Origin of the sequence: Youngiibacter fragilis 232.1, assembly GCF_000495435.3 — a bacterium.
GTDB classification, from domain to species: Bacteria; Bacillota; Clostridia; order Clostridiales; family Clostridiaceae; genus Youngiibacter; species Youngiibacter fragilis.
In genome coordinates this window covers 14,275-41,270 of sequence record NZ_AXUN02000185.1, presented here as the reverse complement: position 1 = coordinate 41,270, position 26,996 = coordinate 14,275, and the positions used below count along the sequence as shown (strand labels likewise).

25 protein-coding genes and 1 other annotated feature (1 of these 26 running past the window's edge) are annotated in these 26,996 nt (G+C 48.9%); of the genes, 18 read left to right on the top strand and 7 right to left on the bottom strand.

Going from position 1 to position 26,996, the window contains the following annotated elements:
- Positions 1–33 (top strand) — a binding site (T-box leader); it begins 180 nt to the left of the window's first position.
- Between the two features lie 61 nt (positions 34–94).
- From pheS to T472_RS12265, 5 genes are all read left to right on the top strand, one after another.
- Positions 95–1,117, top strand: a complete 1,023-nt coding sequence (gene pheS / locus T472_RS12285) for a phenylalanine--tRNA ligase subunit alpha (protein ID WP_023388239.1) — start codon at positions 95–97, stop codon at positions 1,115–1,117.
- Positions 1,118–1,129: 12 nt separating this feature from the next.
- Positions 1,130–3,493, top strand: coding sequence for a phenylalanine--tRNA ligase subunit beta (gene pheT / locus T472_RS12280; protein ID WP_023388238.1), 2,364 nt, complete (start codon positions 1,130–1,132; stop codon positions 3,491–3,493).
- 70 nt (positions 3,494–3,563) lie between these two features.
- Positions 3,564–4,145 carry a TetR/AcrR family transcriptional regulator gene (locus T472_RS12275; protein ID WP_023388237.1) on the top strand — a complete coding sequence of 194 codons (582 nt, stop codon included), beginning with the start codon at positions 3,564–3,566 and terminating at the stop codon, positions 4,143–4,145.
- Between the two features lie 13 nt (positions 4,146–4,158).
- Positions 4,159–4,431: a UxaA family hydrolase gene (locus T472_RS12270; RefSeq protein ID WP_023388236.1), complete on the top strand. Its 273-nt coding sequence runs from the start codon at positions 4,159–4,161 to the stop codon at positions 4,429–4,431.
- Positions 4,428–5,591, top strand: a complete 1,164-nt coding sequence (locus T472_RS12265) for a UxaA family hydrolase (RefSeq protein ID WP_023388235.1) — start codon at positions 4,428–4,430, stop codon at positions 5,589–5,591. Before T472_RS12270 ends, T472_RS12265 begins: the two co-directional genes overlap by 4 nt.
- A gap of 66 nt (positions 5,592–5,657) precedes the next feature.
- Here T472_RS12265 and T472_RS12260 read toward each other — a convergent pair whose 3' ends face one another.
- Positions 5,658–6,527, bottom strand: a complete 870-nt coding sequence (locus T472_RS12260; RefSeq protein WP_023388234.1) for an aldose 1-epimerase family protein — start codon at positions 6,525–6,527, stop codon at positions 5,658–5,660.
- Between the two features lie 167 nt (positions 6,528–6,694).
- Between T472_RS12260 and T472_RS12255 the strand changes: the two genes are divergently transcribed.
- Entirely contained in the window at positions 6,695–7,312 is a 618-nt protein-coding gene (locus T472_RS12255; protein ID WP_023388233.1) for a cell division protein ZapA, read from the top strand.
- A 58-nt stretch (positions 7,313–7,370) separates the two neighbouring features.
- On the opposite strand, the gene T472_RS12250 is transcribed toward T472_RS12255, so the two are convergent.
- Positions 7,371–8,297: an AEC family transporter gene (locus tag T472_RS12250; protein ID WP_023388232.1), complete on the bottom strand. Its 927-nt coding sequence runs from the start codon at positions 8,295–8,297 to the stop codon at positions 7,371–7,373.
- A gap of 341 nt (positions 8,298–8,638) precedes the next feature.
- Here T472_RS12250 and T472_RS20525 point away from each other — a divergent pair, with 341 nt between their 5' ends.
- The 8 genes from T472_RS20525 to T472_RS12210 all read left to right on the top strand — a co-directional run bounded on the left by T472_RS20525 (position 8,639) and on the right by T472_RS12210 (position 17,709).
- A complete protein-coding gene (locus tag T472_RS20525) occupies positions 8,639–9,079 on the top strand; it encodes a helix-turn-helix domain-containing protein (protein ID WP_023388231.1) in 441 nt (146 codons plus the stop codon).
- Positions 9,080–9,188: 109 nt separating this feature from the next.
- Positions 9,189–11,531 (top strand): U32 family peptidase, encoded by a 2,343-nt coding sequence (locus T472_RS12240; protein WP_023388230.1) that lies wholly within the window; start codon positions 9,189–9,191, stop codon positions 11,529–11,531.
- Positions 11,531–13,879, top strand: a complete 2,349-nt coding sequence (locus T472_RS12235) for an endonuclease MutS2 (protein ID WP_023388229.1) — start codon at positions 11,531–11,533, stop codon at positions 13,877–13,879. The genes T472_RS12240 and T472_RS12235 overlap by 1 nt, the downstream gene beginning before the upstream one ends.
- 10 nt (positions 13,880–13,889) lie before the next feature.
- Entirely contained in the window at positions 13,890–14,324 is a 435-nt protein-coding gene (locus T472_RS12230; protein WP_023388228.1) for a 2-thiouracil desulfurase family protein, read from the top strand.
- Complete coding sequence (locus tag T472_RS12225) at positions 14,321–15,337, top strand: alpha-hydroxy-acid oxidizing protein (protein WP_023388227.1); 1,017 nt, start codon at positions 14,321–14,323, stop codon at positions 15,335–15,337. The genes T472_RS12230 and T472_RS12225 overlap by 4 nt, the downstream gene beginning before the upstream one ends.
- An 81-nt stretch (positions 15,338–15,418) precedes the next feature.
- Positions 15,419–16,321: a phosphate acyltransferase gene (locus T472_RS12220; protein ID WP_023863621.1), complete on the top strand. Its 903-nt coding sequence runs from the start codon at positions 15,419–15,421 to the stop codon at positions 16,319–16,321.
- Between the two features lies 1 nt (position 16,322).
- Entirely contained in the window at positions 16,323–17,084 is a 762-nt protein-coding gene (locus tag T472_RS12215; protein ID WP_023383270.1) for a DUF975 family protein, read from the top strand.
- 82 nt (positions 17,085–17,166) lie between these two features.
- A complete protein-coding gene (locus T472_RS12210; RefSeq protein ID WP_052011810.1) occupies positions 17,167–17,709 on the top strand; it encodes a hypothetical protein in 543 nt (180 codons plus the stop codon).
- Between the two features lie 203 nt (positions 17,710–17,912).
- Here the strand turns inward: T472_RS12210 and idi are convergent, their stop codons facing one another.
- A complete protein-coding gene (idi, locus tag T472_RS12205) occupies positions 17,913–18,446 on the bottom strand; it encodes an isopentenyl-diphosphate Delta-isomerase (protein WP_023383269.1) in 534 nt (177 codons plus the stop codon).
- Positions 18,447–18,583: 137 nt separating this feature from the next.
- Between idi and T472_RS12200 the strand changes: the two genes are divergently transcribed.
- The 4 genes from T472_RS12200 to T472_RS12185 are packed head-to-tail and all read left to right on the top strand — an operon-like array spanning position 18,584 to position 21,705.
- Entirely contained in the window at positions 18,584–19,402 is an 819-nt protein-coding gene (locus tag T472_RS12200) for a purine nucleoside phosphorylase YfiH/LACC1 family protein (protein WP_023383268.1), read from the top strand.
- Complete coding sequence (locus T472_RS12195) at positions 19,389–20,171, top strand: acyl-[acyl-carrier-protein] thioesterase (protein WP_023383267.1); 783 nt, start codon at positions 19,389–19,391, stop codon at positions 20,169–20,171. Before T472_RS12200 ends, T472_RS12195 begins: the two co-directional genes overlap by 14 nt.
- 9 nt (positions 20,172–20,180) lie before the next feature.
- Positions 20,181–21,122, top strand: coding sequence for a DUF697 domain-containing protein (locus T472_RS12190; RefSeq protein ID WP_023383266.1), 942 nt, complete (start codon positions 20,181–20,183; stop codon positions 21,120–21,122).
- 13 nt (positions 21,123–21,135) lie between these two features.
- The gene (locus T472_RS12185) at positions 21,136–21,705 is read left to right on the top strand and encodes a YdcF family protein (protein WP_023383265.1); all 570 of its coding nucleotides are present in this window, start codon (positions 21,136–21,138) and stop codon (positions 21,703–21,705) included.
- A gap of 19 nt (positions 21,706–21,724) precedes the next feature.
- Here the strand turns inward: T472_RS12185 and T472_RS12180 are convergent, their stop codons facing one another.
- From T472_RS12180 to T472_RS12165, 4 genes are all read right to left on the bottom strand, one after another.
- Entirely contained in the window at positions 21,725–22,471 is a 747-nt protein-coding gene (locus T472_RS12180) for a TIGR03915 family putative DNA repair protein (protein ID WP_023383264.1), read from the bottom strand.
- Complete coding sequence (locus T472_RS12175) at positions 22,468–23,805, bottom strand: putative DNA modification/repair radical SAM protein (protein WP_023383263.1); 1,338 nt, start codon at positions 23,803–23,805, stop codon at positions 22,468–22,470. Before T472_RS12175 ends, T472_RS12180 begins: the two co-directional genes overlap by 4 nt.
- A 112-nt stretch (positions 23,806–23,917) precedes the next feature.
- A complete protein-coding gene (locus T472_RS12170) occupies positions 23,918–25,381 on the bottom strand; it encodes an aminotransferase class I/II-fold pyridoxal phosphate-dependent enzyme (protein ID WP_023383262.1) in 1,464 nt (487 codons plus the stop codon).
- A 189-nt stretch (positions 25,382–25,570) separates the two neighbouring features.
- Positions 25,571–26,917 carry an SH3 domain-containing protein gene (locus T472_RS12165; protein WP_023863619.1) on the bottom strand — a complete coding sequence of 449 codons (1,347 nt, stop codon included), beginning with the start codon at positions 26,915–26,917 and terminating at the stop codon, positions 25,571–25,573.
- Positions 26,918–26,996: the final 79 nt, after the last annotated feature.

Sequence of the window (26,996 nt, the reverse complement as noted above, 5' to 3'; positions counted from 1 at the left end):
TAGGGTGGTACCGCGGAAATATCCGTCCCTATCCAGGGGCGGTTTTTTTATTTTCAAAAATCTTGTTTTATTAAGCACGGAAATGGAGGATAACATGAGAAACCAGATTGAATCGATCAAACAGGACTTTCTTGCGAAAATAGCTGAAGTATCAAATATGGAAGAGATTGAGAAGCTGAGAGTTGATTTCCTTGGAAAGAAAGGCGCATTCACACAGGTGCTGAGGAGCATGGGAGCTCTTTCACCCGAAGAGAGGCCGCTTATGGGCAAGCTCGTGAATGATGCGAAGGAAGAGCTGGAATCAAGGATTGAAGCTCTCAAAGGTGAGCTAAAGAACAAGGAGAGGGAAAGGAAGCTTGCATCGGAAGTAGTTGATATAACACTTCCAGGCAAGAGGCCGGTAATAGGCGGTAACCATCCGCTCAGCCTTACCCTGAACGAAATTGAGAAGATATTCCTTGAAATGGGCTTCACCATAGAGGAAGGACCTGAGGTCGAGCTCGACTACTACAACTTCGAGACACTAAACATTCCGAAGGACCATCCTGCACGAGGCGAGCAGGATACCTTCTACATCAACGACAATGTGGTCCTTAGGACCCAGACCTCACCAGTCCAGATCCGCACAATGGAGACGCAGAAGCCTCCGATAAAGATGATATCCCCGGGTAAGGTATACAGGTCAGATGACCTTGATGCAACCCATTCGCCTATCTTCTACCAGATCGAAGGTCTTGTCATCGACAAGGGAATAACCTTTGCAGACCTCAAGGGCACTCTGGAGCAATTTATAAAGAAGCTATACGGCGAAGGGATAAATACCAAGTTCAGGCCTCACCACTTCCCGTTCACCGAGCCTTCGGCAGAAATGGACGCCACCTGCTTCGTATGCGGCGGCGAAGGCTGCAGGGTATGCAAGGGTGAAGGCTGGATCGAGGTTGTCGGCTGCGGGATGGTCCATCCGGATGTCCTCAGGAGCGGCGGAATAGACCCTGAAGTATATTCAGGCTTCGCATTCGGCTTCGGACTGGACAGGCTTGTAATGCTCAAATATGGAATCGACGACATCAGGCTCCTGTACGAAAGCGACATGAGATTCCTGAAGCAGTTCAGATAGGAGGAACGGAATATGAAATTACCTGTGAATTGGCTGAAAGACTACGTAGATGTAGATATAGACATAAAGACTCTCGGTGACAGGCTTACAATGTCAGGCTCCAAGGTCGAGGGCATCGAGGAGACTTTCAAGATAATCGAGAATGTAGTCACCGGAAAGATAGTTGAGCTAGGAAAGCATCCCGAAGCTGACAAGCTCTTCGTATGCCAGGTGGATACCGGAAACGGGTCAGTTATTCAAATAGTGACAGCAGCAACCAACATGAAGGAAGGGGATACCATTCCTGTTGCGCTTCATGGCTCCACCCTTTGGGGAGGTCTGAAGATAAAGAAGGGCAAGCTCAGGGGAGTTGAATCCAATGGGATGTTCTGTTCCATGGAGGAACTTGGTCTCGCCGAAGAGGGTACCTGCGATGGCCTGATGATCCTCAAGGATGGAACACCTCTGGGAAAAGATATCAAGGATGTCCTCGGCCTGAACGGCGGAGTGCTTGACCTTGAGATAACCTCCAACAGGCCAGACTGTCTCAGCATGCTCGGAATGGCAAGGGAGACGGCAGCAACCCTTGGACTGAGGTTAAGACAGCCCGGTTATTCATATACGGCAACTGCAGTCTCTGATGAGCCGGTATCCGTTTCAATCGATACCGACAAATGCAGAAGGTATATGGCAAAAGAGATCGTGAACGTTAAGATAGAGGAAAGCCCTGAATGGATCCAGTCAAGGCTTCTTGAAGCCGGGGTAAGGCCTATAAACAATATCGTCGACCTGACGAATTTCGTAATGCTTGAGCTTGGCCAGCCCCTTCACGCCTTTGACAGAAGGGAGATCACCTCAGGAACAATAAGGATAGCGGAATCAGTTGAAGGGACCAAGTTCACAACACTTGATTCAGTCGAGAGGACCTTAAACTCCGGCACAGTTCTCATACAGGATGATTCCAAGGTCATAGGGCTTGGAGGAATCATGGGCGGACTTGATTCGGAGATAAAGGAAGATACCACGAGGATAATCCTTGAGGCGGCAAACTTCGACGGAGTATCCATAAGAAGGTCAGAGGGCTTCCTTGGCCTCAAGACTGAAGCATCCCTGAGATTCAACAAGGATATTGACCCCAACCTCTGCGAGCTTGCAGTGAACAGGTTCTGCAGCCTGGTGCAGGAGCTAAAGGCTGGAGACATTGTCTCTGAAACTGTCGATGTGTACAATGCGAGAAGGGTACCGAACACTATCTCCCTTGGTGTAAGCTATGTGAACTCATTCATAGGTACAGACATAAGCGGAGAAGAGATGGTAAGGATACTTGAGAGCCTTGACATGAAGGCAGAGCTTGATGGTGACATTCTTACCGTGACTACTCCGACCTTCAGGGGTGACCTTAACATAAAGGAGGACATCACCGAGGAGATTGCGAGGATCTATGGATATGACAGGATTCCAGCTACGGTACCTTCCATAAGGACTGTCAGGAGCGGAAAGTATCCTGTCCAGAGGATGAGGGATACTCTGAAGCAGGTTCTAGTCGCATCCGGACTGTATGAATCCATTGCCTACTCGTTCATATCAAGGAAGGACCTTGACAAGGTGCTTGTTCCTGCTGATTCAGACCTGAGGAAAGTAGTCGAGATAAGGAATCCCCTTGGAGAGGACTATTCGATAATGAGGACAACCTCCGTACCTTCAATGATGGAAAACCTTTCAAGGAACCTGACAAGGAGCAATCCTGAAGCAGCCCTGTTTGAAATCGGCAGGATATACCTGGACAGGAATGAAGTCCTTCCTCTTGAGAAGGAAGTCCTTACCGTCGGCATGTATGGCGGAGACCTCCTCTTCGAGGTCAAGGGTCTGCTTGAGACGATTTTCGAGGAATTCGGCATAGAAAAGGTAGCTTACGACAGGTCGAAGAAGGTAGCCTACCATCCGGGAAAATCAGCAGACGTATCGGCTGCAGGCGAAGCCATCGGCACATTCGGCGAGATCCACCCTTCAGTTCTGGACAACTATGGAATAGATGTTCCGTGCTACGTACTGGAGCTGGACCTTGATACTCTTTACAGAAAGGCATCGCTTGCAAGAAAGTACAGCCAGCTTCCTAAGTACCCGGCAATTACAAGGGACCTTGCGGTGCTTGTTGATGATTCTGTGCTTTCAGGCCAGATTGAGGCAGTGATAACCAAGCAGGGCGGAGCCCTCCTCGAAAGCGTAAAGCTCTTCGATGTCTATAAGGGATTACAGGTTCCGGAAGGCAAAAAATCAATAGCATACAGCCTGGTCTACAGGAATCAGGACAGGACATTAACTGACGGAGAGGTCCAGAAGGTCCATGACAAGATCCTCAGGAGCCTTGAGTACCAGCTTGGGGCAGTTCTGAGATAACCAGATAGGCCGCTAAAAAGCGGCCTTCCTGCTGTCAATAAAAGCAAAATCCTGATTGGGAGGGTCTGCAATGAAGGAAAACAGCAAAAGAAGGATACAGGCTGAAGAGACCAGGGACAGGATATACAAGTCAGCCATATACCTTATGAAGACAAAGGGCTACGAGAATTTCACTGTAAGTGAGGTTTGCAGGAATGCCGGGGTTTCCGTAGGTTCGTTCTACTCCTACTTTGTAACCAAGTACGATATTCTGGTAGAGATATTCAAGAAAGCCGATGATTATTTCAAGGATGTCGTTGAGGAACACCTGATGAAGGGAAATGGCCTTGATGATATCGTACTTTACTTCAGATATTACGGAATGTATATCAACATGACAGGCACGGATCTTCAGAGGCAGCTCTTCAGTCCTAAGTCCAAGATGTACGCTGCACAAGCGCGCTATATGGTTGAGCTTCTCAGGAAGGTCGTAGCCCGGGGACAGGAAATAGGAGATATAACCAATGATATGACAACTGATGAGATTATGGATCTCCTTCTGATTACTGCAAGGGGAGTCTCATTCGACTGGTGCGTGAAGGATGGAGAATATGATGTCATATCGCGCATTGAAGACTATACACGAAAACTTACTTCAATATTGAAACCTTGAAGAAGGAGGCAACATGAATCCAATAGTTCACTTTGATGCAAAGGACAACCTGGCTACCACCCTGAGACCTCTCTCAGCTGGAGAGAAGGTAATTGTAGAAGGCCACGAGATTGCTGTAAATGAGAATATTCCGCAGTACCACAAGATAGCACTCACCTTAATCAGAGTTGGTGAACCGGTCATAAAGTACGGAGAGGTCATAGGAAGGGCTGCAAAGGATATCGAAGAAGGAACCCATGCCCATGTCCACAATATTGAAAGCCTGAGAGGCAGGGGGGACAAATGAGGATCAGGGGATATGCAAGGGAAAACGGAAGCTTCGGAATAAGGAACCATATTCTTGTCATACCTGCTTCAGTCTGCGCTTCTGAGACTGCTTCCAGGATAGCGTCACGGGTCGACGGTGCCGTAGCCATACCTCACCAGCATGGCTGCTGTCAGGTGGGGGCTGACCTTGTCCAGACTATAAGGACACTCATCGGTTTCGGAAGGAACCCTAATGTAGGGGGTGTGCTTGTCGTAGGTCTGGGCTGTGAGGGAATACAGGCGAATATTATCTCGGATGGCATAAGGGATACTGGAAAGCCAATTGAGACAGTAATCATCCAGGATGAGGGCGGTACTCCAAACACCATTGAAAAGGGTGTTAAGCTGCTCGAAAAGATTGCTGAAAAGGCAAAGGAAGCAATTTTAAGCGAGTTTGACATAAACGAGCTCATCCTCGGGCTTGAGTGCGGAGGGTCCGACCCCACATCTGGAATTACAGCCAATCCTGTGATAGGAGCGGCTTCGGACATCCTCATCGGTCATGGGGGAAGCTGCATACTGAGTGAGACAACAGAGGTTATTGGTGCGGAGCACCTTCTTGAGAAGAGGTTCCATGATGAAAAGGCAAGAAGGAGATTCCTTGAGATGGTCGATGATGTGGAGAAGAAGGCTGTCGCCATGGGCTCAGACCTGAGGGGGACTCAGCCTACTCCCGGGAACATCGAAGGCGGACTTACAACAATCGAGGAAAAATCCCTTGGATGCATGTTCAAGGCAGGTGAAAGCGATTTCGAGGGAGTCCTTGAATATGGTGAACAGCTTCCTTCATCTAAGAAGGGCCTTTACTTCATGGATACTCCCGGTGAGGACATAGACTCCATTACGGGCATGATAGCCGGAGGGGCACAGATAATCGTATTCTCGACCGGGAGAGGAACTCCTACAGGAAGCCCCATAGCCCCTGTCATCAAGCTTACAGGCAATCCTGAGACCTACAGGAGGATGAAGGTCAACATAGACCTCAATGCCGGCAGCGTAATTTCTGAAGGCAAGACAATAAAGGAAGTCGGCAGGGATCTATTTGACATGATAGTTGAAGTGTCAAACGGAAAGCTGGTCAAGGCTGAGGAACTTGGACACAGGGAATTCGGCATTTACAGGATCGGGGCAACCTTCTAGACCGGAAAACAACCACATAAGTATTCCAAATGAAAAGAAGCGCAGATTTTGCGCTTCTTTTCATTCCTATTCTAGTGTTATTGTGAAGGATGCCCTGAATTCGCCATCCTTATCAAGTCTTACATTGTCTTCCTTGCGACTGAAGTCACCGAAAAAATCCTCATAGTCAGCGTGGCCGAACCATGGTTCGAGGCATATGAAGGGTGCTCCTCCAGTCTTTGTCCATATTCCAAGGAGTGGGAATCCGGGGAAATCGAACCTTACTGCCTTATTGCTCCTTGCTGACTTAAGCCAGATGGTGTTTTCACTCAGATTCCCAAATACAAGGGCATCATCATCAAACAGGCTGAATGAAAGGTCAAGCCTTTCCATTGTTCCTATGCTTACGAGATTCCTTGACATGAAGCCTGATGGAAGTATCCTTTTTGACATGAGTGTCTCCATGGCGCTAAATTCGATGTAGTAGTCCGTAAACTCTTCCCCTTCGCTCCTGGGCGCCTGAAATGCAGGATGTCCTCCTACTGAAAACCATATTGGGCCATCATCCCTGTTTCTAACCCTGTATTCAACTTCAAGGCTAACCCCTTTGATCCTGTATGTCACAAAGAATTCGAACCTGAATGGATATGCCTTTAGGGTTTCGTCGCTTGAAGCCAGCCTGAACGAAACAGTGTCCGAAGCTGAGGAAACCACCTCAAAATCAGAGACCCTGGCAAATCCGTGCCTCACCATGTTGAAGTGCCTGCCTTCATGATGAAGCGTGTCATCTATGAGCCTTCCCACAACCGGAAACAGATGCGGTGCATGGTATGTCCAGTATTTCTTATCTCCCTGCCAGACGAATTCCTCACCTTCTGCATCCCTGATGCTCAGGAGCTCCGCACCGCGGTCCTCAAAGGTCGCTTCAATTTTCCCGTTTGATATAGTATGCTTCATAAGATCACTCCTTTGTTTCATCATAGCACTTCGGAGCTCTTTCATACAGGCATGGCTGAACAAATCGATGCAATAACCGGATGTAAAATTTCCCTGAAGGTTGCAGAGGTCCTGCCAAATGTGTATCATATATCTTAAAGCGGGTCAAATTAAAGGGGGGTCTTTCTTTGAACAGGGTCACCATGAGAATCAATGGAACTGAATACAGCATCAAGGGCAATGAGACCGAGGAACACTTGCGCAGGGTGGGAACCACAGTTAACAAGATGATCGAGTCGATACTCGAGAAGAATTACATGATCAGCACCCAGTCGGCTGCAGTGCTTGCGGCTATGAATGCTGTTGATGAGAAACTGAAGGCGGAAGATAAGCTTACGACTGTAAAGTCCCAGGCGGGGAGCGTTGAAAGCGGGGCAGCATCCCTGAACAAGGAAATATCCGACCTGAAGCTGGAGATAGACAGGCTCAGAAGCGAGAACGAAAACCTTGCAAAAGCATTGGAAGATAGAAAGAACAATGAAGGTGACGACTTGCTTGCAAAGGACAAGGAGATCAAGAGGCTTGAGACCGAGCTTCATTTGACCTCGGAAAGCGCCCGTGAGTACAGGGACGACAATGAACACATCTCAAAGATGAACAAGGAGCTGAAATTCGAGCTCCAGTCATACAAGTACAAGGTCCTGGACCTGCAGAAGAAGCTTTTCGATACGCAGATCAACCAGGTCAAGGACAAGAAGGAACGAAATCCCGTAATCAGGGAAAAGGCAAGAAGCACTAATCCATAGCAAAGATCCCGGACCATATCGGTACCGGGATCTTTGCTTTTCCAGTGTTTCCATCATGTCATGACATGAACAGGTATGCGATAAGAGGAAGTGTGGCTACCGAGGCCAGTGTGGTTATGAAAACGCCGATGGAGGCCATCCTGGTGTTGCCATTGTACTGGCTGCTGATCATGACTGTCATGGTACCTGCTGGAAGTCCGACATTTATTGTGATCATGTTGACAAGGAACTGGTCCTTCAGGACAATACTTAGCAGCACATAGCAGACCGATGGCATTATCAGGAGCTTTATCACGGAAAGCACATAAAGCCTTGGCTCCCTGAAAAGATCCTTTACCGGAATGAGTGCCAGTGATGACCCTATTGTCAGCATCGAGAGAGGTACAGTCGTGTCACCGACCAGGCTCATGATACTGATGATGCCTGAAGGAAGCCTGATCCCAGTGAAATACAGGATAAGCGCAACAAGCGAGGCAACGACCCCGGGATTCAGTATCTCCCTGAAACCGAACCTGAGGCTGTCCTTTGAACCTCTTGAAACCAGGTAGACACCGTATGTGAATACGAGGAAATTGAACGGCATATTGAGGATCGAACTGTAGAACACCGCCCAGTCACCGAACAGGGACTTCATTATTGGATATCCTATGAAGCTTGTATTTGCAAAAATCAGCATCATCTCATATGTTCCTGAATCATCGGGCTTCACACGCAGCAGTCTGACAGCGATCCTTGAGAATAGAGGGAGTATTGCGTACATCCCCAGCCCCAGCAGGAAGATTGTCACTACTTCAGATTTGTCGCCTGTAAGCGATTCGCTGAATACAGCCTTGATGATCATGAGCGGTGTTGTGATGCTAAGTACAAGCCTTGAAATCCTTCCGTTTGATACCTCGTCAAGGATTCCAGCCTTGTTTGCCCCGTAGCCAAGTGCCATTATCCCGAATAGCACCATCATCGTATCTAAAATAATAGAAATATCCATACTTCATACCTCGCAACAGATTAAAAATTCCATACTTATAGAGATTACACCTTATCATGACTCATTTGCAACTTCAGAAGTCATCTTTCATTCAATTTTTTAGAATCAGAAAAATTCTTGATTACTCAACAGGGACTATAACGGCTGGAATATCTACCATACCGTTTCTTAATGTTCCGAGAAATTTTTGCAGTATGTTTGAGATAACTGCATAATGGCTGATCATTAGATATTCTTACCCTTTGGTTCGCATTAATTTATGAATATTTGAAAATCCTATTGATTTATTCCTTATTGTTACCTATAATTGCATTAACATCACGTGAAAGGAGTTTTAAGAAATGAATGAGAAGTATTACACCGTTGAACAGATTTCAGAGATGCTTAACATGCATCCCAAGACCATACAGAGATATATAAGGGAAGGCAAGCTTAAGGCTGCAAAGGTCGGAAAGGGCTGGAGGGTCACCGGTCATGACCTGTCTGTGTTCACAGGAGGTTCCGAGAAGGAACCGGTCAGGAAATCAGGCTTCGATGGAGACGAGAGGAAGATAACCGTATCTTCGGTGGTAGACATAGAGGTCCTTGACCACAGTGAAGCTTTAAGGATCGTGAACACGGTAACTGCGCTCATGAACTCAAAGCCATCGGAGTACGGAAGGTCGAAGATGGCCACTCAGTACATTGAATCAGAAGGTACTGTGAGGATCATGATAACTGCAAGCCTCAGGGTAATGGAGATAATGCTGGCTTCAATCGCGTCATTGACAACGGAAGACTAGCCTTATGAAGATATGGCTTTCCGGAGTTGGGGGCAGGTACAAGGGTTTGTGCCTGTCCCTTGTTCCTGTGGTATAATCTATAGGGAAATAAATTTTGGAGTTGAATGAATTGGATAAGATAGAACTCCTTGCTCCTTCGGGGAGTATAGAAGCTATGGTTGCGGCGGTTCAGAACGGTGCCGATGCGGTATACCTTGGTGGTACAAGATTCTCAGCCAGGGCATATGCTTCGAACTTCACTGATGAAGAGCTTGAAAAGGCAGTGGATTACTGCCATGGCTACGGAGTCAGGGTATATATAACTATCAACACCCTCATCAAGGACAGCGAAATGGATGAGGCTCTTTCCTATGCTGAATTTTTATACAGGATCGGAGTTGACGCTCTGATTGTCCAGGACCTGGGGCTCGTATCCAACCTGAGGAGATTTCTTCCGGACTTTGAACTTCATGCGTCGACTCAGCTTTCTGTTCACAACGGTGAAGGCGCACTATGGTTCACTGAAAAAGGAATTAAAAGGATTGTCCTGGCCAGGGAACTGTCCCTGGAGGAGATCCGTCATATAAGCATGGATCTTGGGGTCGAAACTGAGGTCTTCATACATGGTGCACTCTGCATAAGCTATTCTGGACAGTGCCTAATGTCTTCAATACTTGGAGGCAGGTCAGGCAACAGGGGCAGATGCGCACAGCCATGCAGGCTTCCATATGACCTGATGGATTCAGAAGGGAAAAAGGCTGCATCGGCTTACCTTATGAGCCCTAAGGACATAACAGCTATAGACATGATCGGAGACATCAGGGCTGCCGGGACATCTTCCCTGAAGATAGAAGGCAGGATGAAGAAACCTGAGTACGTCGCCGAAACTGTGCGTGCCTTCAGGGAGGAGCTCGATGGGAAGTCTGACCCTAAGCATCGCGAAGAGCTGCTCCAGGTATTCAACAGGGAAGGTTTTTCTGATGGCTGGTTCAAAGGCAGGCATGGCAGGGACATGATGGCCTTCAAGAATCCGAAGAATGCAGGGCTTGAGATAGGTACTGTACTTCCAGACGGAACCATAAAGCTCAGGAAGCCTTTGTCAAAGGGTGATGGTGTAAGGGTCGGGGACGAAGGACAGACTGTCTCCAGGATGTATTCAGGCAGGGAAACCGTTGAATCGGCAGGAAAAGGAGATACCATAAAGCTTGACAGCAGCAGGAGGCTTCCTTCAGGCACACTCTACAAGACACTTGACAAGGGACTGATGGATGAGCTTTCAAAAAGCTATGAGAACAGATATGGAAGAAAACTCCCTGTCACTGCGAGGCTTAAATTCGCACCAGGAAGGGAAGCTGAAATAAGCACAGAGTTCGATGGAAGGATTTTCAAGGCCAGTTCCCGGACAGTGGAGACTGCGATGAAGGCACCTCTGAGCCTTGACAGGATCACAGAAGCCATGAAAAAGACGGAGGGACCATACTTCATATCAGAGCTTGTTCCTGATGTCTTCGAGGATGGCTTCCTGCCGGTTTCAGAGCTGAATGCAATGAGGCGTGACCTCCTTGAACAGCTTCTTGCATACCGGGTATCGGCTGCAAAGAGGTCTGTCCATGAAAGGAAGGTATCCGGTGCTGCTCGCAGGGTATCCCATCCTTCCATTCCATCAAAGCTTGTTGTTGCTGCCACAATAAAACAGGTTAAGGCCGCACTTGATGCCGGTGCTCTGGATATAGCCGTCTACCCCTGGTACAGAGGTATCCAGTATGTTGACCTCAAATCGCTTGAAGGTCTTGCAGGTGCGAACCCTGATGTAAGGTTTTACCTGAGGGCTTCATCGATACTTAAGGGGGAGTTCGACATGGTCCTTGCTTCAGCCAGGAGGCTTGCCGAATCCGGATCCATAAAAGGCGTGCTTACCTCCAACATGGGGCTTGTAAGAGCCCTCAAAGGCATCTGTCCGGTAATCGGGGACTATAAGCTGAACCTGTTCAACAGTTCAAGCCTTGATATTTTTGGCGATGAACTATCAGGCGGCACTGTCAGTGAAGAGCTCAACAGGTCTGAGCTTAAGGAACTTAAAGGTAAGGATGCCCTCATGTGCATCCTTTATGGAAGACAGGAGCTGATGCACAGTGAATACTGCCCAGTAGGGGCTGCGGTTGGAGGAATGACAAGGGAGAAAGCCTGCAACCAGGCCTGCATGAGGGAAAGCTATTCACTGAGGGACAGGATGGGTGAGGAATTCAGGGTAATGACAGACTGGTTCTGCAGGAGCTTCATCATGAATTCCAAGCCGAAGAACATCCTTGATTCAGTTAGTGATTTGAAGTTTCTCGGCTTCTCCTCCTTCAGGATTGACCTTACCCTGGAAAGCCATCACGAAGCGTTTGAGCTTGTCAGCGCATTCCTTGCGGAAAGGGCCTTCAGCACATCTGACTTCAACAGGGGACATTACAAGAGGGGTGTTGAATAGTGAACAGAAAGAGCATGGAAAAGCTCGAATACTTCAAGATAATCGAAAAGGTCAAATCATATGCTGTCTGTTCCGCGGGGGCGGACATGATATCCCTGATGGAGCCCTATGAGCACAGGGAGGATATCGAAAGGTCGCTGTCGGAGACAGAGGAGGCTGCTGCCCTCCTTTATTCCAAGGGATCGGCACCATTCGAAGGTATCTATGATGTCAGGGACACGCTGAAGTTCATAGGAAAGGGAGGTTCTACAGGAGCATCAGGACTTCTGAGGATAGCCAACATACTTAAGAGCAGCAGGGAATTCAAGGATTACGTCGGCTCCTCGGACAGCCACAGGCACCTGAGGGAGATACTGTATGGTGTCACGCCATACAAGGCACTGGAAAATGAGATATTCATCGCGATAATAGGTGAGAATGAAGTCTCGGACAAGGCGAGCACTGAGCTTTTCGGAATCAGGAGAGCACTTAAGGACAAGACTTCCAGCGTCAAGGAAAAGATCCAGTCTCTTGTGAGGTCCAATGAAAAGTTCCTTCAGGACAACCTTTATACTGTCAGGGGTGACAGGTATGTGCTGCCTGTAAAATCTGAACACAAGGGCAGTGTCCCGGGCCTGGTCCATGACCAGAGCGCCACCGGACAGACGCTTTTCATTGAACCCATGAGCCTCGTTAACCTTAACAATGAGATCAAGGAGCTCATGCTGAAGGAGAAGGCTGAGGTCGAGAGGATCCTCAGGATGCTTTCAGGAAGGGTACAGTCAAATATTGCAGGAGTGACAAGGAATGCAGATGCAATATATGAGCTGGACATGATATTCGCCAGGGCGAAGTATTCCATGTCCGTTGACGGCACAAGGCCCGAGGTCAAGGACGACCTTTCATTTGAGCTTGTACAGGCAAGGCATCCCCTCATACCGAAGGATGTGGTCGTTCCGTCTACCATATACATGAAGAGCGACCACACGGTAATAGTCATCACTGGCCCGAATACCGGAGGAAAGACCGTTACATTGAAGACAGTGGGCCTGCTTCACCTGATGGCTATGGCAGGGATACTGATCCCTGTGAATGAGGGTTCATCAATCGGCAATTTCCAGGAGATCTATGCCGATATCGGTGACGAGCAGAGCATAGAACAGAGCCTTTCAACCTTCTCGTCCCATATGACCAACATAGTATCCATAATCGACAAGGCAGATGAGAGGTCACTGGTGCTATTTGACGAGCTTGGAGCAGGCACTGACCCTACCGAGGGTGCAGCTCTGGCTGCTGCAATCCTTGATACCCTGAAGGAACGCAAGGTGAGGATCATCGCCACAACCCATTACAGCGAGCTCAAGGTGTATGCGCTGAAAAGTACCGGTACAGTAAATGCGTCTGTGGAATTTGATGTTGAGACACTCAGGCCTACCTACAGGCTGCTTATAGGCGTTCCCGGGAAATCCAATGCCTTCCTCATTTCCAAGAGGCTCGGACTTCCTGACTACATTGTCGAACGTTCAAAGGGCTTCATTGACAGCGAGACCCTGAAGTTTGAAGACCTGCTTGAAAACCTCCAGACCGACAGCATGAAGGCAACAAGGGAGGCTGAGGAAGCAAAGGCTCTGAGGGTCGCCCTTCAGAGGAAGCAGGAGGAGCTTGACAGGAAGCTATCAAGGATAGACGAGATAAGGGAGAATGCACTTCAGGATGCAAAGAGGGAAGGCAGAAGATATCTCAGGGAAGCCAAGGAAAAGTCTGACGAAATACTCAAGGACCTACGCGAGCTTGAGAAATCCGGGTACAGCACCGAAGGAAGGAAAAAGCTGCAGGGTATCAGGGAAAAGATACAGTCAGGCCTCGACAGCCAGGGCACAGAAGAAAGGGAACAGGAGCGCGTCAAAGGTACTGCCGCAAAGGACCTTACCCCTGGAAGCGAGGTGCTGCTTGCAACTCTCAACCAGAGGGTAACGGTGCTGACAAGGCCAGACAGGGACGGGAACGTCCAGGTCCAGGCAGGGATCATGAAGATGAACGTCCATATGAGCGACCTTCTTGAAGCCAAAGAGACAAAGGAACAGAAGCAGGTCAGGAAGAGGGAAGTCAGGCTGAACCTCAAGGCAGTTTCCTCATCATGCGATGTGAGGGGCCTTGACTCCGGCGAGGCTGCCTACAGGGTGGATATGTACCTGGATGAGGCCAGCCTGGGGGGACTTACAGAGGTCACGATAATACATGGCATTGGCACAGGTGTGCTTAAGGATGAAATAGGCAAGATGCTGAGGAATCATCCGCATGTAAGGAAATCAAGGCCGGGAGAATATGGTGAAGGCGGACAGGGTGTCACAATCGTCACACTGAGATAGGAGCATAAGCATGGAAAAGATAATTGTCAGCGCCTGCCTGCTTGGCGAAAAGGTAAGGTATGACGGAACCGGCAAATCAGTTGAAGGAATAATCGGCCTTTCAGGCAAGTATGAGCTGATACCAGTCTGCCCTGAGGTACTCGGCGGACTTCCGATACCGAGACCCAGGTCTGAGATACGTGAAGGCAGGGTGTTTACAATAGACGGGAGAGACGTAACACATGAGTTCAGCTCAGGTGCAAAGAAGGTTCTGAAGATCTCCCTGGAGAAAGGAGCCCTAAAGGCGATCCTCAAGGCCAGGAGCCCGTCCTGCGGCAGGGGAATGATCTATGGCGGGTCGTTTGACGGAATGTTAGTTGAAGGCAATGGCATTGCCTGTGAACTTCTTCTGGAAAACGGAATAGAAGTATTTGATGAGAATGATTTTTGGAGGTTGATCAGATGAATTTGAAGGAAGTATCACAAAAGGCGAAGGAACTAATGATGCCGCAGTGCAGGATGTGCCCTGAGTGCAACGGGGTTGCCTGCAGGGGAGAAGTCCCGGGTATGGGAGGTAAAGGCACTGGCTCATCATTCATGAACAACTATAGCGAGCTCAAGAAAATAACCCTCAACATGAGGTCCATCCATGACGTTAAGGAGCCGGACACTTCGGCAGAATTTTTCGGAGTCAGGATGCCGATCCCTGTATTCCCAGCCCCAGTCACTGGAGTTGCGATCAACATGGGGAACAAGATGACAGAAAGGGAATATATTACAGGTCTTATTGAGGGCTCAAGGAACTCAGGGATCATACCGATGGTGGGGGATTCGGCCTTCAAGTCATTCATCGAGGAAAATATTGCAGCCCTCAAGGAAAAGAAGGTCCGGGGCATAGTGTTCATAAAGCCATGGGACAACAGCGAACTTCTTTCTCGTATCGAGCTCGCCATGGAGTCTGATCCGATAGCAATCGGAGTGGACATCGACTCATGCGGACTTGACACATTGAAGATGCATGGACACAGGGTTGATCCAAAGACCCTTGAGGACCTGAAGGAGATAAAGGCGGCGCTGAAGGTGCCATTCATAATAAAGGGCATCATGACGCCCTGCGAGGCCCTTCTTGCGATCCAGGCAGGTGCTGATGCCATCGTGGTGTCAAACCATGGCGGAAGGGTTCTCGACAGCACTCCTGCGACCTGCAGCGTGCTGAGCACCATTGCTGAGGTCGCCAAAGGAAAAGCTGTCATTTTCGTCGATGGAGGTGTCAGGTCAGGCGTTGATGTATTCAAGATGCTTGCGCTTGGCGCTGATGGTGTGCTCATCGGCAGGCCATTCGCCCAATATGCCATAGGCGGCGGTGCTGAAGGTGTTTCACTGTATGCTGACAAGCTGCGGTCCGAACTCAGGGGGGCTATGCTCCTTACTGGTTCAAAGGACATCGGATCTATCGAAGAGTCATCAATAAACTACTAGAACATATATGGTTTTAATTCACTTTTAACAATACTTGTTTATAATCTGAATGTAAGTTAACGAAACTTCGGAGGGCATATAATGAGAACCCTGACTGAAATCATTACATCGGCCAAAGGCCAGAGCGTAAGGACTGCAGTCGCCTGCGCAGGCGACTGGGAAGTTCTTGAAGCTATCCTGAGCGCAGTGTCACAAGGGTTGGTGGAGCCGATCCTTTATGGCGACGGGGAGAAAATCAGCACCATCCTGTATGAGCTGGGAACCGACCCAGAATGCTTCTCCATTGTCAGCTGTCCTTCTGACGAGGAAGCCTGCAGGGCAGCCTGCAAAGCTTGCAGCGAAGGCGGTGCCTCGATTCTTATGAAGGGCTTTGTTGATACCAAGGTGATCCTTAAGGCGGTCCTTTCTGAGGGGCTCGTGGAGGATGGAGGGCTTCTGTCACATGTCATGACCTTCGGGTTCAGTGACAGGGACAAGCTCCTCATGGTTTCGGACGGGGGAGTAGTGATGTTCCCTGGATTATATGAAAAAAGCGTAATGATAAGGAACGCGAAGAGACTTGCAGATGCTCTGGAGCTAAGCCCCTTCAAGGTAGCCTGCCTCAGTGCAGTTGAGAAGGTGAACCCCAAGCTGCAGAGCACCATTGACGGGCTGGCCCTGAAGGAAATGTCAGGAAAGCCAGGCTTTGAGGAGATCATAATTGAAGGGCCGATTTCCTTCGACCTTGCGGTATCTGAAGAAGCAGCAAGGATCAAGGGCTATGACAGCCCTGTGGCCGGAAACGCAGACATGCTGCTTGTTCCGGACCTGGAGGCAGGTAACATCCTTGCAAAGTCAATGACATACATGGCTGGAGGGGACAGCGCCGGGCTTGTCCTTGGAGCCAAAGTTCCTATAGTGCTCGTTTCAAGGGCTGACTCAAGCAGAGTTAAGCTCAATTCCATCGCACTCGCAGTTCTTGTGGCAAAAAAGGGGGAAGGTTAGATTGACCTGGGACAGAAAAGAGATGAAGATGAGGGCGAAGTCTTCGCTAAAAGGAATATTCCTCATGGCTGGCATAGCTGCCCTCATATACTTGGTGCTCGCGGGCAAGAACTTCATAGATGTCGCATCTACCTACAGCAGCGACTCAATAAACAGGTCGATACAGGTAGGGAACTTCAAATGGGACTTCAATGTCGGAGGAGGTATGCCAGGCGTAGTGGAGAAGGATTTCAACTGGCTCCTGAGCCTCCCTTACCTGTGGATGGGATCGTTAGCCGGTATAGCAGGAATCCTGATTTCAATCTTCGTCGGCGGACCAATCGTAGTAGGGCTTTCGAGATATTTCCTCACCGTATCAAGGAACAAGGACAGGGCTGACCTTGGCGTATTGTTCTCCGTATTTGGTGACGGAAGCTACATGAACATCGTGTCTGCAGTATTCATTACGAACCTGAAGATATTCCTCTGGACATTGCTATTAATCATACCCGGAATAATAAAGTCATATGAATACTACTATGTGCCATGGATCCTGGCGGAGAATCCTGCAATGAAACAGAAGGAGGCACAGGAGCTTTCCTCAAGGATGACCTTTGGAAGCAAGGGAGCCATGTTGATTACTGACCTTTCATTCATAGGCTGGTACATGGTGAGCGCCTTTGCGCTCGGATTCCTTAACCCATGGGTCAAGGCATATTCAACAGCAACCTTCACTGAGATATATGAGGTGCTTTCAACTCCACAGGTTGGAACGCAGTACTAGAAAACACTATAATCTGCCTGGCCGTCATTATTGACGGCCTTTTAAGCTTTTCTGAGCCATTGCAGACAATTCATACAAGCCAATGCAAGCGGATGCTTGGGAACCTGGCTGCAAGCTGCAGCGAAATGAGCCTGGCCAGGACCTCAGTATGTACCTTTGCAAAGCAGGTGACAACGAAATACTCGTCAGTCACAGGGATGCATTCCTGGGGTTCTGGGTCTCAGCAACAACTCATATAAAGGGTACCTGCAAGATAAACACATTTTCAATGGATGCCTGTATCAGCAGGCTAAATGAGGGGTCTCTCCCGACTTCAATGACCCTTGACTTCACCAAGCGCCAGCGGGCAGTCTGCTTCCTTTTCTGGAGCCCATATGCACTAAAGACAGATCCAGAAAAGTTCAAGAGGATTGTTGGGGCACCCCTTGAAAGGATGTACGGACTGGAGATTGCAATTGCTGAAGTGCCCGGTTTCCTGACCAGAAAGGACAAAACCTATGAGCTGACTGACAAATCTGCAGCAATCCATCACCATATGGAACAGATGTATACCGCAGCCTATATCGGAAAGATGTGGAACGTCTCAGGAAAGCAGGCTTTTCCGGAAAGGATTGTCCAGAAATAGCTGTCAGGACAAAAACAAAAAAGTGAGCTGGAAGCACTGTTTGCCTCCAGCTCATTCGACATGGAACTGTCAATACACCGGATTGCTTACTGGAGCTGTCCTCCAGGTAACCAGACCCCGCTGTATCTTCTATAATGATATCCAGGAAATAAGAAACTGGTATTATCTCTATTTGAACAAACAATTAATTTTGCCCAAAAAATTCAGATGCTGATTCCCATGTTTTCGATGTGCCTGAGGAATCCTTCGTTTTCCATGATAAGCCTGAACCAGTGGGTGAAGACCTGAGGTTCACTCACTATCATTGCCCTTAGCTCAGGGATAGGAATCCATCTCGCTTCATGTACCTCATTACTGTCAATTCCATAATTACCGTCATACCAGCCGACAAAAACATGGTCATATTCATTCTCCCATACGCCGCTGTCGAACCTGACCTCATAGCTCAGCTCGAAGGCATGCTCAAGTTCAGCGTCAAAGCCCATCTCTTCAATCAGTCTGCGATGAGCTCCCCCAATTGAGGTTTCATCAGGTCTCGGATGACTGCAGCATGTGTTTGTCCAGAGGCCTCCTGAATGGTACTTGTCCAGCGCTCTCCTCTGAAGGAGAAGCCTGCCTTCAGAATCGAATACGAACACTGAAAAGGCCCGGTGCTTAACTCCCCTGACATGGGCTTCCATCTTTTCCATTGAACCTTCCTCATTGTCCTTTTCATCTACAAGAATAACCATTTCCATTCAAATCACTCCTAGTGTCGTCTCATGAGATTCTACACCATGAAGAAGATCATGTCCATGGATAAGGTTCAATTAATGAAATCTTAAAGTCGCTGGTCGATTTTTTTTGTTATACTTTTCATTATACGGAGGAAACTATGGAATATAGGATTATAGAGCATGGAGATTCAAGGTACATCACAGTCCCGCAGTTTGAAGAGATGGGGCTGAAGGTCATGTTCACGACCAGGTCAATGGACATGGGGAGAAAGACCGCAAAGTCCATGGAGAACGTTGCGGAAGGTTTCAGGAAGGTATTTTCGGCAATGGAGCTGGAGAAGGCTCCTCATTTCTTCATGGACCAGGTCCATTCAGATATTGTCATTGAAATAAATTCGAATGAAGAGGGCATACCTCACCCACTCGGCAGGCTTCTTGGTGAAGGGGACGCCATGGTTACAAGGCTTAGGGGCACAGCGCTTTCAACCACCTTCGCAGACTGTGTGCCTGTAGTCCTTTTCGATACCAGGAATAAGGTGCATGCCAACATCCATTCAGGCTGGAAGGGTACTCTGGCAAAGGTGACCGAAAAGGCTCTCATCAGGATGGTGGAATCATATGGAAGCAACCCTTCCGATATTGCGGCAATCATAGGACCTCACATAGGATTCAGCGATTTCGAGATTGGAGAAGATGTCTTCAGTCTCTTCAGAGATGAATTCGGAGAAGGTAATATCCGGTATGAAGCCCTTGATAACGGGAAATATCACCTTGACCTTGGAGACCTTGTCGCAAGGATGCTTACCGGCAGGGGAATTCCTAAGGATGAAATATTACAGATAGACCTGTCGACCTATTCCGAACCCGGTCTGCTTCACTCCTACAGGCGCGACAGAGGGGATTTCGGTCTGATGTGCATGGTCACCAGCTGCACTCAGGATGTACTGGATAAGGGGGAAGCCAATGAAGGATTTTGAGAAATCCATTAAGATAGACTACAGGGATGTGGACAGGTTCACTGACATAAGGTTCGATTCACTTCTTCAGATGCTTGGCACTGTATCGATGTATCATACCGTCAGCATTGGCTTCGAGCCAGACTACATGGACGAACTGGGACTCATGTGGGTGCTCAGGCAATGGAAGGTGAGGCTCGAGGAGACAAGATACTACGCAAGGGACCTGAAGTTCCTTACCTTTGCCGTTTTCGACAAGGGTGTCTGCTCCTACAGGTACTACAGCATTTCCGATGATACCGGAAAGGTCGTGGGAACCGCTGTTGCCCAATGGCTTGTCATCGACCTTGAGAAGAGAAGGATGGCCAGGATCCCTGAATCAATCGCCGATTCTTACATCGGTAAGGACAGGAGCCTTAATGATTCCCAGAAGGCGATCTTTGACAGCATAGACACTGAAGCCCTCAGACGACGCAAGGACGTTACCTGGACCTCGGAGAAGGTCATTGAAATAAGGTTCGGAGAAATTGACCCAAATGGTCATGTCAACAATGTAAAGTATGTGGAATGGGCCATGGAAACTCTGAAGACTCCACTGGATGAATCATTCCTGATCGAGAATCATCCGCTTGAGCTCACCATTGTCTACAAGAAGGAAAAGATGCCGCTTGGCCATATAGTCTCAAAGGCATGTCTTACCGGGCAGGATTCCTATCATGAGATCCTGGATGAGGACGGAACGCTGCTCTCAATAATCGAAATGACCTGGCGCCAGAGGGATCTGCAATAGGAGGGAAAAATGGACGATACCGCAAAAACCATAAAGAAGATCCTTGTCTATTTATCGCTTACCATCATATTCCTCGTTGTCATAAGCGCGGTTGACCAGGCTGCCTCAATATATGAGCGGGCATCACGGATTCACCCGTATTTCGGATATGCGGTTCTTGCACTTATCATAGCAGGCTTCATGGCAATAATTTCTGTTCCTGTCGCGGCATTTCTTGGACTCAGGAAAAGGCCTGAATTGCCCAAATCCAAGGAAAGCCCTGAATATGCGGCATACCTTGAAGATTTGAGGCAAAGCCTTTCCACTAACAGGATCCTGAAAGATAAGGGTTTTGCCTTCAATGATACGGATGTGCTGTCATCGCAGATCGATAAGGCACTATTTATCCTGGGGGTTGAAGCGGACAAGGTCATCAAGTCCAGCGCTTCCGCTGTTTTCGTGACTACTGCCATTTCCCAGAACGGCTCACTGGATGGGGTGTTCGTGCTTTCAAGCATAACGCGGACCGTATGGGACATATCAAGGATATACAGGCAGAGGCCTGGTATGCGTGACCTTGCCTTCCTCTATGGAAACATCGGGGCTACTGTGCTCGCTGCAAGAGGGATTGAAGACCTTGACCTCCTTGATGAGCAGCTGGAGCCGATACTCGCTTCAGTGCTTGGCGGCGGACTTGGAAGCCTTCTTCCGGGAGCGGTGAACATTACAAATCTCATAGCGAACTCGATAACAGAAGGCTCTGTCAATGCTATGCTTTCACTTCGGGTTGGAGCAATGGCAAAGAGATACTGCGCAAGCACAGTGGAGACCGACAGGAAGCTCCTGAGGCGTTCGGCAACCCTCGAGGCTGTATCTCTCCTGGGAGGCATAATAAAGGAGAATTCCGCAATCATAGTCTCATCATTCGGCAAAGCGGCGAAATCCGCAACAAGGAAGCTTTTCAAGCTCTAGAAAGGAGCGCAATATGGCAAGGAAGCTGCTAACAGTCATCCTAATAATCATGGCAGCAGCGTTCATCGCTGTGGAAACCCTTATACTCATATACGGAAGGAAGCCCTATGACAATGAGGCTGACATAGTCATAATACTCGGGGCAAGGGTCTATGGAAGCACTCCGTCACCAGCGCTGTCCCTCAGGCTCGAGAAGGCTCTGGAATACCTTGAGTCCAACCATGAGGCGGTCATAATAGTCTCAGGTGCACAGGGCATGGGAGAGGATGTGGCAGAAGCCATTGCAATGAAGAGATACCTGGTAGAAAGGGGCATATCAGAAGACAGGGTCATCCTCGAAGAGGAGTCCACAAATACCTTCGAGAACATAAGGAACAGCCTGAGCCTTCTTGGCGGCAGACAGGAGGGTAGAAGGCTGCTAATTGTATCCAATGACTTCCATATGCTGAGGGCGAAGCTCATCGCCAGGAAGCTCGGATGGGATGCAGGGACCTTAGGTTCCCCTTCTCCGCCAAGTGTCGTAGTCCAGTATCATGTCAGGGAATTTTTCGGGTTGATTAAATCACTTTTATTAGACAGATGACCGTCCGGCACCCGGACGGTCATTTCTTCCCATTTTCTTCAAGCTCTCCGGTCTCCACCAGGTTCTTCCAGTATCTGACCGGCATAGACCTCTTCTGCTGTCTGGGATTGGCACGCTCCCTTATTGCTATGTTCCCGTAGTATTCCCTCCAGAATTCAGTGAAATTGTCAGTAATGATATATCTTGGGTCAAGCTCCACACCTGTCCTTATGGTGGTTTCACCATCATGGTGGAGGAGGGCCTTTTTTCTCTTCTCATCATATATCAGAAAATCCTGGTCGCTGTACCTGTCAGTAAAATGGTCAGCGAGGAACTCAAGGATATCATGGTCAGGGCAGATCTTGGATACATATACTCCGCCTTTTTCTGAGAACCTTACAAATCCAGTGAACCTGTGGGTTTCCAGGGATGCCTGCCTTGACAGCCTCTCCGCCTTCATTATGGCCTCATCCTGGAAATCGCCCTTCTTCGCCTTGTTGCCGAAGCAAGCTATAATGTACCTCAGCGTTACGGCAGGCGCTTCCTTATTGCTGTTGGCAAGGCAGTATGCTATGGTATCCAGCGTCTCCCTGTCAAATCTTCTGACCATGGCATCCCTTACCTTGGTAAAGGATTCGTCTGAGTAAAGGACGTCTACCGGCTCATCAAGAAGGTTGTGCTGGTACTCATCCCGTCTCAGGAGATTTGGAGGAAGCTTTCCATAGTAGACCAGGTAGACTGCACAAAGAAGCTCACCCATGCTGCCATCAAATAGCATGACCTTCATGATTCACCTCCAGCGAGCGCTGCTCTTTTTCCCGGCAATGGAACAGGCTCCTGGATAAGCTTTGGAACATGTGATTTGATCCTTATTGCTGGCTCCTGTGTGTCTATCTTGTCAAAGAGGTCTGTCTGTATCTCATCCTTCCTTTCGGATAATGCGCTGTAGATCATGTCAGGATCCTGTGAAAATGAGCCGTAATACCTGCCGCTGACCAATATGAAGTGCTTTGCCCGCTTAAGGACTATACCCATACGCTTCAGTCCATCCCAGGTGAGAGGGGAGAGCCGTCTTGCCTTTGCCATCCTCTCTGCTGAGATAAGTCCGACTCCGGGTATCCTCAGGAGCATGTCAAAGCTTGCGCGATTGACCTCAACCGGGAAAAGATGCATGTTCCGGAGTGCCCATTGGGTCTTCGGGTCCACATTGACATCAAGGTTTTCATCCGGAGACACAAGCTCCTCTGTCTGGAACTTGTAGAACCGAAGGAGCCAGTCTGCCTGGTATAGCCTGTGCTCCCTCAGGAGAGGAGGTGCTGTAAGCTTAGGCAGCAGTGCGCTCGTTCCTACAGGTATGTATGCCGAGTAGTATACCCGCTTAAGCCCGTAGGCCTTGTAGAGACCTCCGCTTAAAGTGAGTATCTTCCCGTCTGTAGCCGGAGTCGCGCCAACTATAAGCTGAGTGCTCTGGCCTGCAGGAACGAAGTCCTCGGAGTATCGGAATATCCTCTTCTCCTCAGTGTTCTCACTTATCTTCCTTGAAATCTGGGCCATCGGCCTAAGTATCAGCTCCCGGTTCTTCTGTGGGGTAAGGGAGGCATAATCAGCCTCCTCTGGAAGCTCTATGTTTACACTCAGCCTGTCCGCGAATTTACCCGCCTCTGCGATGAGATACGGGCTGGCACCCGGTATTCCCTTGACATGTATGTAGCCATTGAACTTTTCCCTTATCCTCAGCGCCTTCAGAATCTCGACCATAAGCTCCATGGTGTGGTCGGGGCTCTTTATGACTCCAGAGCTCAGGAAGAGACCTTCGATGTAGTTTCTCCTATAGAAGCTCATGGTAAGGTCAATGAGCTCCTCAGGCTTGAAGAAGGCCCTCTCTATGTCGTTTGAGACCCTGTTCTGACAATACGCGCAGTCATAAATGCAGTAATTGGTCATAAGTATCTTGAGGAGTGAGATGCATCGTCCGTCGCTCGTGAAGCTATGGCATATCCCTCCCTGGACAGCATTACCAAGCGCACCTTGCTTGCCCTGCCTCGAGTTTCCCGATGATGAGCATGATACGTCATATTTTGCAGAATCCGAAAGTATCCTTATCTTTTCCCTGGTATCCATGAAATCACCGCTTCAAAATTTATTTCATGACCCATTATAGCACATATGTTCGATGTTCGCAAATAACATGAAAATACCCCTGCCAATCTCATTGGCAGGGGCTGCATTACACTTATCTGATCACTACCTTGATTGACTCTACCTTAGGGTCTTCCGTGCCCTGTACATAAAGTCCGGTCTTCTTGAGGTCACCCACGTACTTCACTATCTCTTCCGTGATTACCTCTCCCGGACATAGCACCGGGATTCCCGGAGGATATGCCATGAGGAACTCGCCGCTGACTTCTCCGATGCTGTCCTCGAGGAGAACCGATTCCTTGTATCCGTTGAAGGCTTCCCTGGGGATCAGGACCTGCTTGGGTATTGCCGGAATGTCTATGAAATCAGGCTTCACAGCATTCTTGTCCATGTATTCCTCGCTTATCTCCTTGAGCGCTGCTATGAGCGTATCAAGATTCTCCCTGGTATCTCCGAAGGAGCCCACTGCAAGCACGTTGTAGAGGTCCGAAAGCTCCATCTGGATGTGGTACTTGTTTGAAAGTATCATGTCCAGGTCGAATCCTGTAATTCCCAGGTCCCTGCAGGTTATGCAGATCTTTGTTGGATCAAGTGCGAATACTCCGGGATTACCAAGGATCTCCTTTCCGAAACAGTAGAAGCCTGGTATCTTGTTTATTTCAGCCCTTGCATATTCCGCATTCTCTATCGCCTTGTCGAGGAGCTCCTCACCCTCCAGTGCGATCTGCTTCCTTGATGTGTCAAGTGATGCAAGCAGCAGATAGGAAGGGGATGTAGTCTGAAGAAGGTTCATTATCGCCTGAACCCTTGACTGGCTTACATACTTCGTCCTCACATGCAGAAGCGAGGCCTGGGTCATCGCACCGATTATCTTGTGCGTACTCTGCGCGCACAGGTCGGCACCGGCCTCCATGGCGCACATCGGCAGCTTATCATTGAATGCCAGATGTGGTCCGTGGGCTTCATCGACGATGAGAGGTATGTCATACTCATGGACTATGTCCGCGATCCTCTTCAGCTCTGTAGCCACACCATAGTAGGTAGGATTTATTATGAGCACTGCCTTGGCATGAGGATTCTGCCTGAGTGTCTCCTGAACAGTCTCCGGGGTCACTCCCTGAGCTATGCCAAGTTTCTTGTCAAGTTCAGGCTGCATGTATACCGGGATAGCTCCTGACAGGATTATGCCGGCTGTTATGGACTTGTGCACGTTCCTGGGGACTATTATTGTATCTCCTTCACTAACCACGGACATGATCATTGCCTGTATGGCTCCCGAAGTCCCGTGTATGGAAAAGAAAGTGGCATCGGCGCCATAGGCGTCCGCAGCCAGCTCCTGGGCCTTCTTTATAGGTCCTGTGGGGTGGTGGAGGGAGTCAACCAGCTGAAAAACAGTCACGTCTATCTTGAATGGATTTTCTCCCATGAATTTCTTGAACTTCTTCTCTACACCTTCACCCTTCTTGTGCCCTGGCACATGAAAGGGAATCGTCTCTCTGTCGACATATTCCATTAAAGCGTCAAACATCGGAGTCTCGTTCTGATTAAGCTTGTACAACTTTCAACGGCACCCTCTTTCTTGGATTGTGACGGCCATGCGGCCATATGGAATCAGCGGCAGGGTGTTACATGCCAGTACCAAAATCACTATTTTATATAATAACACAATTTGGTTTCGATTCAATTAATTATACGATATTTTAGGAAACCGTGCAGAAGTTTTGGATTCCGGGGCCAATGCATTTTCCTATCTTACTACAACTGCCCACCTGAGTGCGTTGTAGGCTGTCTCAAACTTCACCTGGCTCACCCAGTAGGTGTTCCTGGAGCTTGCCGGATCGGTGACATGGTACTCGCCATCTGAATTGTAGCCGGTAAGGACCATGACATGCATGTTGTCGACGATGTTCACGCTGCCTGAAGGACCCATGTCATAGACCTTCCAGACAGGTGTCTCGTAGTTTCTGGTAGTGACATAGACTACAACAGGATTTCCCTTGTCTATCTCTGCCTTCAGCTGCGCAGTGGTGTATCCCGAACCATCCGCCACATTGCCGCTGTACCTCTTGCCGAAGGCTGTAAGTGCAGCAGGGAATATTGACTGGAATATCTCAGGAACTCCAGAGACTATCTTGTATGGAGTGCTTGCGAATCCGTTGAAGGGGTCCCTTTCAGTCTTCGGCATCGCATCAAGGAATGCCTTGAGGTCGAGTGAAGTGTATCCCTTGTATTTGAGTGCCATGAGGAGGCTTGCTCCCTCGCAGCCCATGGGGGCGTATACCGGTGAGTACTGGTTCACGTAGGGGATCCCAATTACCTTCTGGGTGTAGCCTGAGAGTATTGATACATATCCTCCTGACACCCAGCCGGTCCTTCCGTTGTAGCTGACCTTGTGCCACCCGCCTGATGTCGCCAGTGATTCAAGCTTCGTACCAGAAGGTATGGTCGTAATTATGGAGTATCCTGTACTGGCTCCGGTCCTCATGTTGAGGTTTGCAGTTGTCCTTATGTATGTCGCGCTTGCTGATGGTGCTGGTGATGGAGCCTGCGTGTCAGGAGAAACAAGATATGCTCCTGAAGCCCAGCCGGTTGATCCCTGGTACGTGACCCTGTACCATCCGTTTTCGGATCCAGATGCCGTGACCTGCGCACCCTTTGGAATCACCATGATTATCTGGTAGCCGGTACCCGGTCCAGTCCTCATGTTCAGGTTTGCAGTTGTTGTCTTTATTTCAGGAGCAGGAACTGAAGGCGCTGCAGACTGGCTGAAGGTTACATACGCTGGATTAGCGCTGATGTAAGCTCCGTTTGAGAGCCTGTACATATCCCTTCCTTCTACTGATATCTTCTCAGAAGCCGTGAAGGATTCACCTCTGTAGGCTACCTTTGTCCTTGCTGTCCAGTCAGGTCTGCTGTAAGTCCAGAGGGCACTGCAGGTCACAGTGACCGTACCCTGAAGCTCAAGGGCGGAAACCTCTGTTACTGTGCCTTCCATGTCTGTCCACGTTGTAACTCCCGATATTGCCGAAGCTGAAGCTATGACCAGAAAGGCTGTCGCCTTTATTATAATGCTGCGTATTTTCCTGCTGTGCATATCTTGTCCTCCTGTAGTGTGATTTGTTGAGAAATGTGTACTTTGAAGCAAATTTGACAGATATTGATCTTAACGACTG